Here is a 15948-nt window from a genome sequence, read left to right on the forward strand (position 1 = left end):
AGGTGTTCTGTGTTGGAACGTAACGCGGTGGCCTAGAGGCACCCACACAGCGCCCCTGGAAGCCAAAAATCCAATGGAATCAAGGGTTTGCCTGCCTAGCCCGGCGCAGCCAATGGCTGGCATGGGTCTTGTATAGGACCTGACATCTGCCTGCCGCAACCGCCTGCCGAAATGCGAGCAGCAGATGCAAACAACACCTACAGGAGACACCGCATGACCGTTTACGCAGCCCCCGGCGCCGCTGGCGCCAAGATCGCCTACAAGTCCCAGTACAACAACTTCATCGGCGGCAAGTTCGTGGCCCCGGTCAAGGGCCAGTACTTTGATGTGATCTCGCCGGTCAACGGCAAGGTCTACACCCAGGCCGCCCGCTCCACCGCCGAAGACATCGAACTGGCACTGGACGCCGCCCACGCCGCCGCCGATGCCTGGGGCAAGACCGACGCCGCCACGCGCGGCAACATCCTGCTGAAAATTGCCGACCGCATCGAGCAAAACCTGGAGCTGCTGGCCTACGCCGAAACCGTGGACAACGGCAAGGCCATCCGCGAGACGCTGAACGCCGACATTCCACTCACCGTGGACCACTTCCGCTACTTTGCGGGCTGCGTGCGGGCGCAAGAAGGGGCGCTGTCCAACATCGACGAGAACACCGTGGCGTACCACATCCAGGAGCCGCTGGGTGTGGTGGGCCAGATCATTCCGTGGAACTTCCCGATCCTGATGGCCGCGTGGAAGCTGGCACCGGCCCTGGGCGCAGGCAACTGCGTGGTGCTCAAGCCCGCAGAGAGCACGCCGATTTCCATCCTCATCCTGGCCGAGCTGATTGCCGACCTGCTGCCGCCCGGTGTGCTCAACATCGTCAACGGCTTTGGGCGCGAGGCAGGCATGCCGCTGGCCACCAGCAAGCGCATTGCCAAGATCGCTTTCACCGGATCGACCAGCACCGGCCGCGTGATTGCCCAGGCTGCCGCCAACAACCTGATTCCTGCCACGCTGGAGCTGGGTGGCAAGAGCCCCAACATCTTCTTTGCCGACATCATGGACAAAGACGATGCGTTTCTGGACAAGGCCATCGAAGGCCTGGTGCTGTTTGCGTTCAACCAGGGCGAGGTCTGCACCTGCCCATCGCGCGCCATCATTCAAGAATCGATCTACGACAGGTTCATGGAGCGTGTCTTGAAGCGCGTGGCCGCCATCAAGCACCAGAACCCGCTCGATACCGACAGCATGATGGGCGCGCAGGCCAGCAAGGAGCAGCTGACCAAGATCCTGAGTTACCTGGACCTGGGCAAGCAAGAAGGCGCCGAAGTGCTGGCCGGTGGCGGCCAGGCCCACCTGGGCGGCGACCTGGAAGGCGGCTACTACGTGCAGCCCACGCTGTTCAAGGGCCACAACAAGATGCGCATCTTCCAGGAAGAAATCTTCGGCCCCGTGCTGGCCGTGACCACCTTCAAGGACGAAGCCGAAGCGCTGGCGATTGCCAACGACACGCTGTATGGCCTGGGCGCCGGTGTGTGGAGCCGCAACGGCAACGTGGCCTACCGCATGGGCCGCGCGATCAAGGCCGGGCGGGTGTGGACCAACTGCTACCACGCCTACCCGGCGCACGCAGCGTTTGGCGGCTACAAGGAATCGGGCATTGGCCGCGAGACCCACAAGATGATGCTGGACCACTACCAGCAGACCAAGAACCTCTTGGTGAGCTACAGCGAGAACAAGCTGGGCTTCTTTTGAGCCCATTTGACGGGGGTCAACGGAAGGCCTGAGCCCCCCGCTTTGCCAGACCACAGCGGGCGTACGATTTTGGCAAAGCAACCCCTGCCTTGGGCGCTGAGACCTTCTTCTCAAGCCCTGGGCCGACCGCCCCGCAACACCCACGGCGGGCGCGGGCCGACCCGCAGCGCCCCAAGGCAAGGGCATGCCCCGCCCTGCTGCGCACACACCGACCCGACCCTTTTCCCATACCTATAGCGATACCAAGGAGGTTCACGATGACCAGTACGTTCTTCATGCCCAGTGTCAACATCATGGGCGCAGGCTGCCTGCAAGAAGCCATGGCGGCCCTGAAAGGCCACGGCTTTCGCAAGGCGCTGATCGTTACCGACGCCGTGCTCAGCAAGCTCGGCGTGGCGGCGCGCATCCAGGCCCAGCTGGCCGGGCAGCAGATTGCCTCGGTGGTGTTTGACGGCACCCAGCCCAACCCCACGGTGGGCAATGTGCGCGCCGGGCTGGCGCAGCTCAAGGCCGAGCAGTGCGACTTCGTGATCTCTTTGGGCGGCGGCTCGCCCCACGACTGCGCCAAGGGCATTGCCCTGTGCGCCACCAACGGCGGCGAGATTGCCGACTACGAAGGCGTGGACCGCTCTGCCAAGCCGCAACTGCCCCTGGTGGCCATCAACACCACGGCAGGCACCGCCAGCGAGATGACACGCTTTTGCATCATCACCGACGAGACGCGCCACATCAAAATGGCCATCGTGGACCGCAACGTCACGCCCATCCTGTCCGTCAACGACCCCGAGCTGATGCTGGCCAAACCCAAGGGCCTGACAGCCGCCACCGGCATGGATGCGTTGACCCACGCGGTGGAGGCCTACGTGTCCACCGCCGCCACGCCCATCACCGATGCCTGCGCCTTGAAGGCGGTAGAGCTGATTGCCCGCAACCTGCGCACCGCTGTGGCCCAGGGTGACAACCTGCCCGCCCGCGAGCAGATGGCGTATGCGCAGTTCCTGGCGGGCATGGCGTTCAACAACGCATCGCTGGGCTATGTGCATGCCATGGCGCACCAGCTGGGCGGCTTTTATGACCTGCCCCACGGGGTGTGCAATGCGCTGCTGCTGCCGCATGTGGAGGCGTTCAACGTGCCCACATCGGCCGCACGCCTGCGCGACGTGGCGCATGCCATGGGCGTGGAGGTGCAGGGGCTGGACGCCGAAGCGGGCGCACAGGCCTGCCTGACCGCCATCCGCCAGCTGGCGCTGGACATTGGCATCCCCAAGTGCCTGAGCGACCTGGGCGTGAAGGAGGCCGACATTCCGCTGCTGGCCACCAACGCGCTCAAGGATGCGTGTGGCCTGACCAACCCGCGCACGGCCACGCAGGCCGACATCGAAGGCATCTTCCGCGGGGCCATGACGGCCTGACGCCATGAAGGCCATGGACGCCGCCACGGCAACCCAGGGCACCCCACCACCCCCACGGGTGGTGGCCACGCCTGCTGCACTGGAGCTGGTGGCCTTGCTGCAGGCCAAGCATGGCCAGGACTTGATGTTCCACCAAAGTGGCGGCTGCTGCGACAACAGCGCCGCCAACTGCTACCTGCCCGGTGAAATCACCATGGGCGCGGGCGATGTGTACCTGGGTGACATTGGGAGCTGCCGGTTCTACATCGGCAAAGCCCAGTACGAGACCTGGAAGCACACGCAGCTCATCATCGATGTGCTCGACGGGCATGGCGGCGGCACCTTCTCGCTGGAGGGGCCGGAGGGCAAGGCATTCCACACGAGGTCACGGGTGTTCACGGCGGCCGAGCTGGCAGCGCTGGGCATCAGCGCGCCAGGGCCCTGACGCCCAAAGGCATCACAGCCAAAACAGGCCCTAGCGCTTTATCAATAAGCGCTAGCAGCTATATATTTAATAGCAAATAACAGACTGTGCCCTGCGGGATGCGCGGGGTATCGCTACAAAAGGTCACTTTCAAGATCGCAACGGCGGGCACAAATCCAGGGCACTCATGAATAATGGGGCGGATTGAGAACTCTTTCGCTCCACCCGAGCCAAGCGCCCCCATGACCACCACCTCGACCATCCTGCGTTTTCTGGCGGAATCTTCCGCAGACAGCCCCGGCGGCCGCGTGTCGGCAGGCGTGGTCATGAAGTGGATTGACGAAGCCGCCAACGTGGTGGCCAACCAGTGGGCCAAGAGCCCCTGCGTGGCCGCCAGTTACGGCAGACTGCGCTTCATGCACCCGGTGGTGGGTGGCGCCATGGTCGAGGTCGAGGCCCGCCTGGCCTACACCGGCACCACCAGCATGAACATCTTCATCGAAGTGCGCAGCGGCCCACAGCCAGGCGAGGCCTACCAGGAAGTGACCCACTGCGTGGCCGTCTTCGTCTCGCCCGACGACACCGGCACCCCCCGGCCCGTAGACAAGTGGACCCCCGAAACCCCCGGTGACATGGCCTTGGCCCAACTGGTGCGGGGTCAGATAGAGGCCGGACGCCCGGGCCACTGAGACACGCCAGCGCCAACCACACCGCCCCCATAGACGCGGCAGCCGCGCTGGCCGCCCCGCAGATTCAATGCCCGGTCACAGCAACGTGCGCTGCGCGAACCGCACCACCGTCACGCCCGCGCGCGCCTGCCGGACCGAGGGCATCACCAGCACACAGTTGTCATAAGGGGTGGTGACAGGCACCCCATCGTTGTCACCGATCACGGTGCCAGCCTTTTCAAACAGCTCCAGGCCCGTGTAGGGCGCCACAAACCGGAACGCGCTGCTGGTGGCCACCACCGGGCCGGTCACCTCCAGCGCCCACTGCCGGGGCGCATCGGGCATGCGCCAGCCCGGCAGTTGCTGCGCCAGCGCCTGTGCACCGACCACGCCAGACTGCTCGATGAACCGCACGCACTGGTCCTGGGCCACCTGCAGGCTGGCCGGGTCGCCATGAAAGCCGCACTCGATCAGCAGCGAACGGGTGTCACCGGCCTCGGCATCGGGCAGGCCGAAGCGGCCGTAGTCGCGCATGCGCACACCGTCTTTGTGGCCCGCATCCACCACGATGTGCTCGGGCGAGCGCATGGCATGCGCCAGCGCCAGGTTGCGCGGCTGCACGCCGGTGAGCAGCAGCGGGGCCGAGGGCTCGTGCATGGAATGGATATCGAGCAGCCAGTCGGCCTGCTGCACAAACGGCCGCAGCGCAGCGGCGCGGCGGCGCTCACGGGTGTCGCCCGCCTCGATGCGTTCGTTGAGCCACTGGCGGTTGAGGTCTTCGTCGGTGAAGCGCGAGGCATCGTGCTGGCTGGCATCGAAGCGGTCAAACGCATCGAGGTTGCAAAACACCAGCGTGAGGCGGCCCTGCTCGGGCCGCACCCCCGCCTCCAGCAGGCCCTTGAGGGCCCAGGCACCGCACAGCTCGTTGCCGTGCACCAGCGCGCTGACCATGGTGCTGCAGCCGGGCTTGCCGCTGTCAAAGTGCCAAACCCCCTCGACCCCGGTGTTGCCAGCGCGCCAGGCGCTGATGTCGGGGACTGGCAGAGAAAAGCCGGGCGATGCGGCGGTGGTGTCCATGCGTGTGCTCATGTGGGCGGTCATTCTTCGATCTTGGCGAACTGCACGATCTTCTGGTACTTGGCGATTTCGCTGGCGATGTACTTGTCGGTATCGGTGGCGGGGGAGGCCACGACAGAGCCGGTGGCTTCCATCTTCTTGCGGAAGTCGGGCGACTGCAGCATGTCGGTCAGCGCCTTGCGCAGCTTTTCGTAGACGGGCTTGGGCAGGTTGGCCGGTGCCATCAGCGCAAACCAGACACCAATGTCCACGTTCTTGAACTGGGGCAGCTCGGCCAGGGCCGGAATGTCGGGCGTGATGGGCGAGCGCTTGGCCTCGGTGGTGCCCAGGGCAATCACCTTGCCGCTTTTGATGTGGGGCAGGCCGCTGGAGAGGACGAACACGCCAAACTCCAGGTTGTTGCCCACCAGGTCGTTGGTCAGCGGGGCCACGCCGCGGTAGGGAATGTGCGTCATGAACAGCTTGCCCTGGTCTTTGAGCATCTCACCCGCCAGGTGCAGCGAGGTGCCCACGCCCGAACTGCCGTAGCTGAATTTGCCTGGGTTCTTGGCGACCAGCTGCGTGAACTCGGCCGCATTCTTGACGCCCGAGGCGGGCGAGGCCACCAGCACCAGCGGCTGCGACGCCACCAGCCCGATGGCGGTGAAGTCCTTGATGTCGTACTTGACCTTTTTAGTGACCAGCTTGTTGATAGCCAGCTCGTTGCTGGCGCCCACCAGCAGCGTGTAGCCATCGGGCTGGGCATTGGCCACCTTTTGCGCGCCAATGGCGCCGCCCGCACCGCCGAGGTTCTCGATCACCACCGGCTGGCCCAGTCGGGTGGACAGCTCGGTGCCCACCATGCGGCCCATCAGGTCGGTGCTGCCGCCGGGCGGGTACGCCACGACGATGGTGATGGGCTTGGTGGGGTAGGCGGGGGCCTGGGCCCAGGCCGCGGATACGGCGGCGGCACACGCCAGTGCACCGGCAACACATCGGACAAGCCCCTGGCGGCGGGCAATAGAGAGAGGACGCATCGTGTTTCCTTGTGTGGGGTGGTAGTGCCCCATTGTCCGAATCGCCGCCCCTCCATGTGGTGCCTAAATGGCACGAGACGGTGCATTTTTGGCACCGGAATCTCCTGGCCGCCGGTTGCTCTGCTGCCCCGCAGCAACTGATGCACGGTCCAGCGGGACCACGCACCCTCTGCGCAGGCAACCGCGCAACTGCGCTGTATCAGCGGCGCGCAATCGTGGACCAGAGCACCTCTGCCAGCGTGCTGAGCCGGCGCTTGGGGCGATACAGCCGCACATCGAACTTCACCTCCAGGCTCTTGTCACCGGCAGGCGCCAAGAGGCCCGACTTGCAGTCGCCATGCACCATGGACCAAGGCAGCCAGGACACCCCCAAACCTTTGCGCACGTACTCGTAGTTCGCATCGGGCGAGTCACATTCCACCAACCGCTGCAGGCTGCTGGCCTGGGGGTGGTGGGCCAGCAGATCCTCCACCAAACGCCCCAGCGCGAGCGTGCGGCCAAACGCGATGTACGGCACCGCTGTGCTGCCCGCACCCAGCCGATAGCGCGGAGCGCCATGCGCATCTGCCAGGGCTATGGGCAAGAGCCGGTCAGTAGCAAGGGCGACATGCAAAAACTGTCGCCCATCCAAAGGCACCGTCAGCGAGGGGTGGTGATAGAGGATGGCGAAATCTGCCACGCCCTGCTGCAGGTCTTGCACCGCATCGGCCAGCGCGCGGGTGAGGATGCGCAGCTCCCCATCGGCCAGATGGGGCCGCAAACGCACCAACCAGTCGGCTACCACGGTGCGCGCCAAGGTGCGGCCTGTGGCCAGGGTGACGGTGCGGGCCTGGCGGCCTGCAATGGCCATCAGCTCATCGTGCGACTGGGCCAGGTTGCGCGCCATTTGCTCGGCGGTGTCCACAAAGGCCTGGCCTGCGGCGGTGAGCCGCACCGGGCCACCGCCTCGCTCGATCAGCGGCGTTCCGGCCCAGGCTTCCAGTGCGCGGATGCGGCGCCCAAAGGCCGGGTGCGTGACGTGGCGTATCTCAGCGGCGCGGGTGAAGCTGCGCTCCTGCGCCAGCACGGCAAAGTCCTCCAGCCATTTCAGTTGCATGGGCAAGGCACCTGGGTACAACGCACAAGGGCTGGCGCTGGAGGGGGTGGAAGGGGCACAGCCTGCGGCCGGGGGCTCAGGCGCTGCGCGCGGCCTCCAGCACAGCGCGGGTGCGCTGCGCTTCGGCACGGGCGGCCGCGCCAAAGTCGGCGCCCTGCGATGCATAGAGCACGGCGCGGGACGAGTTGACGATGATGGGCCCGTCGCTGCGCAGGCCTGCGCGCACAGTGGCCACCGCATCGCCGCCCTGCGCGCCCACGCCGGGGATGAGCAGGGGCAGCGTGGGCGCAATGCTGCGCACGCGTTCAATCTCTTGCGGGTAAGTGGCGCCCACTACCAGGCCGAGCTGTCCGTTCAGGTTCCAGGGGCCTTGGGCCAGCTTGGCGATGTGTTCGTACACCAGGGGCTGGCCGTCGATGCTGGCCAGGCGCTGGTTTTGCAGGTCGTCACCGCCGGGGTTGGAGGTGCGGCACAGCAAAAACGCGCCCTTGCCGTGGTAGGCCAGGTAGGGCTCAATGGAGTCAAAGCCCATGAAGGGCGAGAGCGTGACAGCGTCGGCCCCGTAGCGCTCGAACGCCTCCTTGGCGTACTGCTGCGCGGTGGAGCCGATGTCGCCGCGCTTGGCGTCCAGGATCACGGGCACCTTCGGCGCTGTGCGGCGCATGTGCTCCATCAGGCGTTCGAGCTGGTCTTCGGCACCGTAGGCGGCAAAGTAGGCAATCTGCGGCTTGAAGGAGCAGACCAGATCGGCTGTGGCATCGACGATGGCTGCGCAGAAGTCGTAAATCTTGCTGGCGTCGCCCTGCATGTGGGCGGGGAAGCGGGAGGGCTCAGGGTCCAGGCCCACGCACAGCATGGATTGGTTTTGCGTGGTGGCAGTGCGCAGTGTGTCGATGAAGGTCATGGGGGGTGATTTTAGGTGGGTGCCGCTGAAATGGGCATCGGGTGGGTCTGCCCATGAAAAAGGCCACCCCGCAGGGTGGCCTTGAGCGAAGCACCAGTCGTCTTAGTTTCCGGCTGCGCGCTTTTCCAGAATCTCGAACGCGGGCAGGGTCTTGCCTTCCAGCACCTCCAGGAACGCACCGCCGCCGGTGGAGATGTAGCCCACCTGCTTTTCGATGCCGTACTTGGCAATGGCGGCCAGCGTGTCGCCGCCGCCAGCGATGCTGAAGGCTGGCGACTCGGCAATCGCCTTGGCCAGTTGCTTGGTGCCGTTTTCAAAGGCGGCAAACTCAAACACGCCCACGGGGCCGTTCCAGACGATGGTGCCTGCGGACTTGAGCTGGGCGGCCAGGCGGGCTGCGGTGTCGGGGCCGATGTCCAGGATCATGTCGTCTGCCGCCACATCGGTGGCGGCCTTCACGGTGGCGGGGGCATCGGCCGCGAAGGTCTTGGCGACCACCACGTCGGTAGGGATCGGCACCTCGGCGCCACGGGCCTTCATCGCAGCCATCACGGCGCGGGCAGCATCCAGCAGGTCGGGCTCGGCCAGGCTCTTGCCGATGGGCAGGCCTGCAGCCAGCATGAAGGTGTTGGCAATGCCGCCGCCCACGATGAGCTGGTCCACCTTGTCGGCCAGGCTTTGCAAGATGGTGAGCTTGGTAGACACCTTGGAGCCCGCCACGATGGCGGCCAAGGGGCGCTGGGGCTGGGCCAGGGCCTTGGTCAGGGCGTCAATTTCGGCCGACAGCAGCGGGCCGGCGCAGGCTATTGGGGCGTACTGCGCGATGCCGTAGGTGGTGCCCTCGGCGCGGTGGGCGGTGCCGAACGCATCGTTCACGAAGATGTCGCAGAGCGCGGCCAGCTTGCGGGCCAGCTCTTCCTTGTTCTTCTTCTCACCCACGTTCAGGCGGCAGTTTTCCAGCAGCACGATCTGGCCGGGGGCCACTTGCACGCCGTCCACCCAGTTGGCAACCAGCGGAACCTCACGGCCCAGCAGCTCGGCCAGGCGCTGGGCCACGGGGGCCAGGGAGTCTTCGGGTTTGAACTCGCCTTCGGTCGGGCGGCCCAGGTGGCTGGTCACCATCACAGCGGCACCGGCGTCCAGTGCCATGCGGATGGCGGGGATGGAGGCACGGATGCGGGTGTCTTCGGTGATATTGCCAGCGTCGTCTTGCGGCACGTTCAGGTCGGCACGGATGAAGACGCGCTGGTTGCGGGCCTTGCCCTGGGCGCACAGATCGGAAAAGCGAAGGATGTTCATAGCAGAGGTGTAAAGGGAAAGGAGGGCTCTCGCGGCGGCCATTTTAGTAACCGCAGCAGAGGGCACCCCCTGTCTGTGCCAGTGCACCCGTGGAACTGGCTTCGCTAGGGATCCTCTGCCCGAATCGAGCGGTAAGTGTGCGCTGCGGATCGGGATGGGCTGCAAGGCGCAAAACGCAGCAATAGCCATCGCTATTGCGAGTATTTGCAACGCCGCAGACCGCCCGAGACCGCAGATGCACACGGCGCGGCGATTTGTGCAGAGGATCCCTAGGCCACCGGGTGCGCCCCCTCCGGGGGAAGGCGCCAAGGGCGCCTCAGGGGGCTTCCTCGCCTACCAGCCCAGGCCGATGTGCAGCGGCAGGTACACCGCCATACCCACCACGATGGTGCCCAAGATGCCGCGCTTCCAGAAGTAGTAGGCGCTGGCCAGGACCACGGCAGGCAGGCGGGCGTCCTGGAAGGTCTGGATGAATTCGCCGTGGGCCATGAAGATCTCGGGCGCAATCACGGCCGACAGCGCGGCCAGCGGGGCGTATTTGAGGCCGCGCTTGAGCCAGTCGGGCAGCGCCATCTCGCGCTCGGGGATCATGAAGAACGACCGCGACACCACGGTGATGACAGCCAGCCCCAGGATGGCGATGACGGGTTCAACCCAGGACCAGTTCATGGATGGCGCTCCTCGCGCACGGGCACGACGTCGCCGTCGCGCACATGCTGTTTTTCGTCCGCAGGCAGTTTTTCGTTGGCAGGCACCAGCAGCAGCTCGGGGTGGCGGCGGCGATGCTCCACCGCTTCGATCATCAGCCCCACGGCCACGGCGGCGGCAATGGCCACCAGGATGTTGAGCTTGAGCGGCAGCGCAAAGGCGGCAATGGCCGCCGTGGCCGCCACACCCGTGGCCAGCCAGGTGGCGCGGTCAAACAGCAGCGACAGCAGCACCCCCAACAACGCCAGCACGCCCGCAAACCCGAGGCCCCAGGACAGCGGCACCACATTGGCCAGCGCAATGCCCAACAACGACGGCACCTGCCATGCCAGCCAGTTGGTGCAGGCGGCCCCGGCAAAGTAGGGCACTTGGTCAGGCTCGGGGGTTTGTGCCGGAAAGCGCTTCATGAACGCCACAAAGATCACGTCGCCGCTGAAGTAGCCAATCACCAGGCGCCAGCGCCGTGGCAGGTGGGCAAAGTAGTTGCGCCACATGCTGCTGAAGATGACAAAGCGCAGGTTCACACATGCGGCCGTGAGCCACACCACCCAAAGCGGCGCGCCCACCGTGAGCAGCGGGATGACGGCCAGCTGCGCGCTGCCCGCGTACACCACCAGCGACATGAACACTGCCATGGGCAGCGACATGCCGCTCTTGATCATGGCCACCCCGGTGACCAGCCCCCAGGCGCCAATGCCCAGCGAGGTGCCCGCCATGTCTTTGGCGGCCATGCGAAAGGACGGGTGGCGCACCATGGCCCCCCAGGTGGATGGGGTTGCCGTGCTCACGCCGCCCCCGCGCCAGCGCCCAGCACCAGCCCCACCGGCAGCGGAAAGCCGCGCAAGAAATCAGCCACGGGCAGGCGCTTGCCCCCCGCACGCTGCAAGGTGGTGAGGCGCAGGGCGCCGTCGCCGCAAGCCACCGTCACGCCCTCGGGGCCTGATGCCAAAATCTGGCCGTAGCGCTCATTAGATAAGCGCGAGCAGCTATCAATTTCATAGCTCCATACCTTGATGGCCTCGCCCTGCAAATGGGTGCTGGCGCCCGGAAACGGGTCGAACGCCCGGATGCGCTGGCCAATGGCCGCAGCAGGCAAAGACCAGTCGATTTCGCTTTCGGCCTTCTCGATCTTGTGGGCGTAGGTCACGCCCTCAGCAGGCTGCGGCACGGGCTGCAGGCCACCACAGGCGGCCAGTTCCAGGGCTTCCACAATCATGCGACCGCCCAGGGTGGCCAGGCGGTCGTGCAGCACGGCGGTGGTGTCGGTGGCGGCAATGGGGGTTTTCTCCAGCAGCAGCATGTCGCCGGTGTCCAGGCCTGCGTCCATCTGCATGATGGTGACGCCGGTTTGTGCATCGCCCGCCTCGATCGCCCGGTGGATGGGCGCTGCGCCGCGCCAACGTGGCAGCACGCTGGCGTGGATGTTGAGGCAGCCTTTGGCGGGCAAATCCAGCACCCACTGCGGCAGGATCAGCCCGTAGGCGGCCACCACCATCACATTGGCCTGGGCGGTCAGCAGGGCCTCGCGCGCGGCAGCGGCGTCTTCGGGGTACTTGCCGTCCAGCCGCAGGCTGCGCGGCTGGGCCACGGCAATGCCATGCTCCAGCGCGCACTGTTTGACGGGCGATGCCTGCAGCTTCATGCCGCGCCCGGCGGGGCGGTCAGGCTGCGTCAGCACCAACGGCACGGTAAAGCCTGCCGCCAACAAACGGTCCAGGGCCACGCGGGCAAATTCGGGGGTGCCGGCAAAAATCACTCTCATGGGGTATCTCTCGCAATACGGGTCAGCGGGGCAGCAGCCCTCTGGGGTCGGTGGCGCAGCAGAAAGCAGCCCAATGGGGCCGCCGGGCCACCGTCATGGGCGGTCGTCTGGGGCGCTGGAAACATCGTCCACAAACAGCACCTGGCGCACGGTGCCCGAGGGGTCGATATGGATGTAGGCAAAGCGGGGGTCGGACAACTGGGTGAAGCGGTAGACCCAGACCTCCCCGTCAAAGCGGGCGACCCGGTCTACGCGCTGCGGGGTGCCCAGCCAGTAGCGCACATCGGCCACAGTCCATTGCCCGATGGGAATCTGCTCCAGCCACTGCTGGGTGAGCGCCGCAGCGTTGGCCACCAAGCGGCCAGCGGCATCAAAGTCCAGGTTGTAGACCTGAACGCCAGCGGGCAGCTCGGAGTACTGCCAACGCTCCCCGCCCTCGGCCCGGGGGTACACCGCCGTGGGTTGGCCCAACCGCTGGGCCACGTCTTGGCGCGAGGCACCCAGGGGTTCTTTGGCCGGGCTGGCGCAGCCCACCAGCAAGGCACAGGCAACGCCCAATCCACACAGCGCAGCCGCGGATGCCCACCGCTGCGCACGCAAAACCATGCGCGCGCGCAGTGCCCGCACCCCCACATGGATGGCGGGCACCTGGGTATTCACTCGCGATTACCTCGCTGCTGTTTGACCATTTTGGTCTTGATGCGGTTGCGTTTGAGGGGAGAGAGATATTCCACAAACACCTTACCCAGCAAATGGTCCATCTCGTGCTGAATACACACAGCGAGAAGGCCATCGGCTTGCACGGTGTGCGTCTGGCCTTTTTCATTCAAGGCTTTGACATGCACGCTGCTAGAACGCTCGACACCATCGTAAATACCCGGCACAGACAGGCAGCCTTCATCGCCCACTTGCTTTTCAGGGCTGGCCCAGGTGATTTCAGGGTTGATGAGCACCAGCGGCTGATCGCGCTCTTCAGAGACGTCGATCACCACCACGCGCTCATGCACGTCAATTTGCGTAGCGGCCAGGCCAATGCCGTGGGCGTCGTACATGGTGGCCAGCATATCGGCCACCAGGGTTTGGATGCGCTCGTCCACCGCAGCAACAGGCTTGGCCACCTTGTGCAGGCGTGGATCGGGGTAACAGAGAATAGGAAGAATTGCCATGAAACCAGGTAATAAGTGTCGCTATTTTCGCCACTTTTGAGCAAAGGCGCTGCCTAGCAGGCCAATATTCGTTGCCGAATCAAGGGCTTGAGCAGAGAATCTGAGATGATTTGTAATGGTTTTGCTTGGCCACTCGCCTGATATGGGTGGCCGGGCGTCAGTGAGGGGGCGTTTCTCAATGCATCAAAAAAGGAAAAACATGATGACTTTCTCCAGCGCGCAGCGAACAGCCTTGGGTGCGCTGACAGTCATTGCCGCAGCTTTGGCATGCACGCCCGCCTTGGCACAAAAGTACCCGATTTCCGATGCCCAGCGCAGCACCGCGCAACAGGTGTCAGAGAAGGGCATCCCGATCTCCGAGTTGGCCCCCAACGCCCCTGACACCTATGTCGTCAAGCGCGGCGATACGCTGTGGGACATCTCCAAGATGTACCTCAAGAGTCCATGGCGCTGGCCTGAGCTGTGGGGCATGAACCTCAAGGCTCTGCCCAATCCCCACCTGATCTTCCCCGGACAAACGCTGTACCTGGACAAGTCCGACGGCTATGCGCGCCTGCGCACCCAGCCCGTGGGCGGCTCCGACACCGTGCGCCTGTCGCCGCGCACACGCACCGACAGCCTGGCCAGCCTGGCCCTGCCCACCCTCCAGTCGCACCTGATTGCGCCCTTCCTGGTCGAGCCCCTGGTGGCCGATGCCGCCACCATTGAACAAGCGCCCCGCCTGGTGGCCACGACCGACCAGCGCGTGCTGATGGCCGCAGGCGATCGTGTGTACGCACGCGGCAGCGCCAATGCCCAGTTGAGCACCAAGGCGGGCAACCCCCGCAGCTTCCGCGTGTTCCGCGATGCCGTGGCACTGAAGGACCCCGTGTCGGGTGAAATCTTGGGCTACGAAGCGCGCTACCTGGGCAATGCCGAACTGGCCCGCAGCGAAACCGTGGAAGAAGTCAGCGACGGCAAGGGCAAGGTCAAGCAAGAGTTGGTGCCAGCCACCGTGGACATCACGGCCACCAAGGAAGAGATTCGCGCAGGCGACCGCATGCTTCCTGAGCCCGGCCGTAACTTCAAGAACTACATTCCCCACGAGCCACAAACCAACGTGAACGCCCGCGTGGTGTCCATTTATGGCTCTTCCAACGTAGCGGTGGCTGGCCAAAACCAGGTCGTGGCCATCAACATGGGCTCCACCCAAGGCATTGAGCCAGGGCATGTGCTGACCTTGCTGACCAAAGGCGACCTCGTCAAGGACGCGACAGCTGACGGCAAGCCAATGATCAAGCTGCCCAGCGAACACAACGGCTTGGCCATGGTGTTCTTGACCTTTGACAAGGTCTCGTACGCGCTGCTGCTGGAAGTGCGCACTGGCGTGCAGGTGGGCGACCGACTGGTCAACCCACAGTAAACGCAGTCCAACCTGCGATTGATCACGCTGCAACGGGGCCTTCGGGCCCCGTTTTGCATCGCCCCCATACAAACCTTCCAACCCTCATTGGCCAACTATGGACCGGGACGAACTGGGCGCATGGCTACGGCTTGCCACCACCAAAGGCATTGGCAACCAGGCTGCGCGCAAGCTGCTGGCGGCCTTTGGCCTGCCTGCAGGCATCTTTGCCCAGCCTGAAGCAGTCTTGGGCCAGTGGGTAACGCCGCGCCAGGCCCAAGCACTGAGCACGCAGCCCGCCGAGTGGCCAGACTTGCTGGAGAAAACCTGGCAGTGGCTGCAAGCGACCGATACCCCCGAAGGCGTGGCCCGGGACATCATCACCCTGGGGGACCGGCGCTTTCCCCAGAGAATGCTGGACACCGAGGACCCGCCCCTGATGCTGTACGTGATGGGCGCCCAAGCCCTGGTGCAGGGCACCCCCTTCAGCGAGGGGCAATGCCTGGCCGTGGTCGGCAGCCGCAACCCCACGGCACAGGGGGCAGACAACGCCTACCAATTTGCCAAAGCACTGCGCGCTGCGGGGCTGACCATCGTGTCTGGCCTGGCACTGGGCGTAGATGCCTCAGCGCATGAAGGGGCCTTGGCCGATGTAGCGCCGGGCCACGGCTCAGAACAGGCCGCCACCATCGCCATCGTGGGCACGGGACTGGACCGCGTCTACCCCAGCAAACATCTGGCACTGGCCCACCGCATTGCCCGGCACGGCCTGCTGGTCAGCGAATACCCGCTGGGCACACCGCCGTTGGCAGGCAACTTCCCCAAGCGCAATCGCATCATTTCCGGCCTATCGCAAGGCACCCTGGTGGTCGAGGCCGCATTGGCCTCGGGCTCGCTGATCACGGCCCGCATGGCATCCGAGCAAGGCCGGGAAGTGTTCGCTATTCCGGGCTCCATCCACGCCCCCCAATCGCGAGGCTGCCACGCACTGATCAAGCAAGGCGCCAAACTGGTCGAGTCGGCCCAAGATGTTCTGGAAGAGTGCCGATGGTCTGCAGCCCCGCGCACACCCGAGGCGGTGGCTAGCAATGCACCTCCAGCAGCCGCCGAAAGCCCGCTGCTGCAGGCCATGGGCTACGACCCGGTCGGGCTGGATGCGCTGGTCAGCCGCACAGGGCTGGACACGGCCAGCCTGCAAGTACAGCTCCTAGAATTGGAGTTGGACGGCGCCATCGCCCGGCTGCCCGGCGCCCTGTTTCAGCGCATGGGGCGCAGCTAGGAGCCGCTCAAAGTAGGCCGAAGCCTGTGCGGTGTGACAG

Annotated in this window: 16 protein-coding genes; 6 read left to right on the top strand and 10 right to left on the bottom strand. The window is 65.3% G+C overall.

Features of this window, described 5'->3' with window-relative positions; all coding sequences use genetic code 11:
• Window positions 1-213 precede the first annotated feature (213 nt).
• From CLU86_RS17065 to CLU86_RS17080, 4 genes are all read left to right on the top strand, one after another.
• Window positions 214-1737, top strand: coding sequence for an aldehyde dehydrogenase family protein (locus CLU86_RS17065; RefSeq protein WP_099742440.1), 1524 nt, complete (start codon window positions 214-216; stop codon window positions 1735-1737).
• 257 nt (window positions 1738-1994) lie between these two features.
• Window positions 1995-3149, top strand: coding sequence for an L-threonine dehydrogenase (gene yiaY / locus CLU86_RS17070; protein ID WP_099657153.1), 1155 nt, complete (start codon window positions 1995-1997; stop codon window positions 3147-3149).
• A 13-nt stretch (window positions 3150-3162) separates the two neighbouring features.
• Window positions 3163-3573, top strand: coding sequence for a DUF779 domain-containing protein (locus CLU86_RS17075; RefSeq protein WP_099743658.1), 411 nt, complete (start codon window positions 3163-3165; stop codon window positions 3571-3573).
• Window positions 3574-3794: 221 nt separating this feature from the next.
• Window positions 3795-4241, top strand: a complete 447-nt coding sequence (locus CLU86_RS17080; RefSeq protein WP_099657154.1) for an acyl-CoA thioesterase — start codon at window positions 3795-3797, stop codon at window positions 4239-4241.
• 75 nt (window positions 4242-4316) lie between these two features.
• On the opposite strand, the gene CLU86_RS17085 is transcribed toward CLU86_RS17080, so the two are convergent.
• From CLU86_RS17085 to def, 10 genes are all read right to left on the bottom strand, one after another.
• Entirely contained in the window at window positions 4317-5309 is a 993-nt protein-coding gene (locus tag CLU86_RS17085) for a succinylglutamate desuccinylase/aspartoacylase family protein (protein ID WP_233195066.1), read from the bottom strand.
• 8 nt (window positions 5310-5317) lie between these two features.
• Window positions 5318-6313, bottom strand: a complete 996-nt coding sequence (locus CLU86_RS17090; protein WP_099743660.1) for a tripartite tricarboxylate transporter substrate binding protein — start codon at window positions 6311-6313, stop codon at window positions 5318-5320.
• 199 nt (window positions 6314-6512) lie between these two features.
• Window positions 6513-7409, bottom strand: a complete 897-nt coding sequence (locus CLU86_RS17095) for a LysR family transcriptional regulator (RefSeq protein ID WP_099742441.1) — start codon at window positions 7407-7409, stop codon at window positions 6513-6515.
• Window positions 7410-7485: 76 nt separating this feature from the next.
• Complete coding sequence (gene pyrF / locus CLU86_RS17100; RefSeq protein WP_099742442.1) at window positions 7486-8313, bottom strand: orotidine-5'-phosphate decarboxylase; 828 nt, start codon at window positions 8311-8313, stop codon at window positions 7486-7488.
• Window positions 8314-8415: 102 nt separating this feature from the next.
• Window positions 8416-9612 (bottom strand): phosphoglycerate kinase, encoded by a 1197-nt coding sequence (locus tag CLU86_RS17105; protein WP_099742443.1) that lies wholly within the window; start codon window positions 9610-9612, stop codon window positions 8416-8418.
• Between the two features lie 333 nt (window positions 9613-9945).
• Window positions 9946-10281, bottom strand: coding sequence for an AzlD domain-containing protein (locus CLU86_RS17110; RefSeq protein ID WP_099742444.1), 336 nt, complete (start codon window positions 10279-10281; stop codon window positions 9946-9948).
• Window positions 10278-11075: an AzlC family ABC transporter permease gene (locus CLU86_RS17115; RefSeq protein WP_099657159.1), complete on the bottom strand. Its 798-nt coding sequence runs from the start codon at window positions 11073-11075 to the stop codon at window positions 10278-10280. The genes CLU86_RS17110 and CLU86_RS17115 overlap by 4 nt, the downstream gene beginning before the upstream one ends.
• A gap of 29 nt (window positions 11076-11104) precedes the next feature.
• Window positions 11105-12082: a methionyl-tRNA formyltransferase gene (fmt, locus tag CLU86_RS17120; RefSeq protein WP_099742445.1), complete on the bottom strand. Its 978-nt coding sequence runs from the start codon at window positions 12080-12082 to the stop codon at window positions 11105-11107.
• Window positions 12083-12175: 93 nt separating this feature from the next.
• Window positions 12176-12742 (bottom strand): hypothetical protein, encoded by a 567-nt coding sequence (locus CLU86_RS17125; protein WP_099742446.1) that lies wholly within the window; start codon window positions 12740-12742, stop codon window positions 12176-12178.
• The gene (def, locus tag CLU86_RS17130; protein WP_099657162.1) at window positions 12739-13248 is read right to left on the bottom strand and encodes a peptide deformylase; all 510 of its coding nucleotides are present in this window, start codon (window positions 13246-13248) and stop codon (window positions 12739-12741) included. Before def ends, CLU86_RS17125 begins: the two co-directional genes overlap by 4 nt.
• A 199-nt stretch (window positions 13249-13447) precedes the next feature.
• Between def and CLU86_RS17135 the strand changes: the two genes are divergently transcribed.
• Both CLU86_RS17135 and dprA read left to right on the top strand, forming a co-directional pair.
• Window positions 13448-14650, top strand: coding sequence for a LysM peptidoglycan-binding domain-containing protein (locus CLU86_RS17135; RefSeq protein WP_099742447.1), 1203 nt, complete (start codon window positions 13448-13450; stop codon window positions 14648-14650).
• Between the two features lie 97 nt (window positions 14651-14747).
• Complete coding sequence (gene dprA, locus CLU86_RS17140; RefSeq protein ID WP_099742448.1) at window positions 14748-15908, top strand: DNA-processing protein DprA; 1161 nt, start codon at window positions 14748-14750, stop codon at window positions 15906-15908.
• Window positions 15909-15948: the final 40 nt, after the last annotated feature.

Source organism: Acidovorax sp. 62 (assembly GCF_002754495.1).
In the GTDB taxonomy this organism is placed as follows: Bacteria; Pseudomonadota; Gammaproteobacteria; order Burkholderiales; family Burkholderiaceae_C; genus Acidovorax.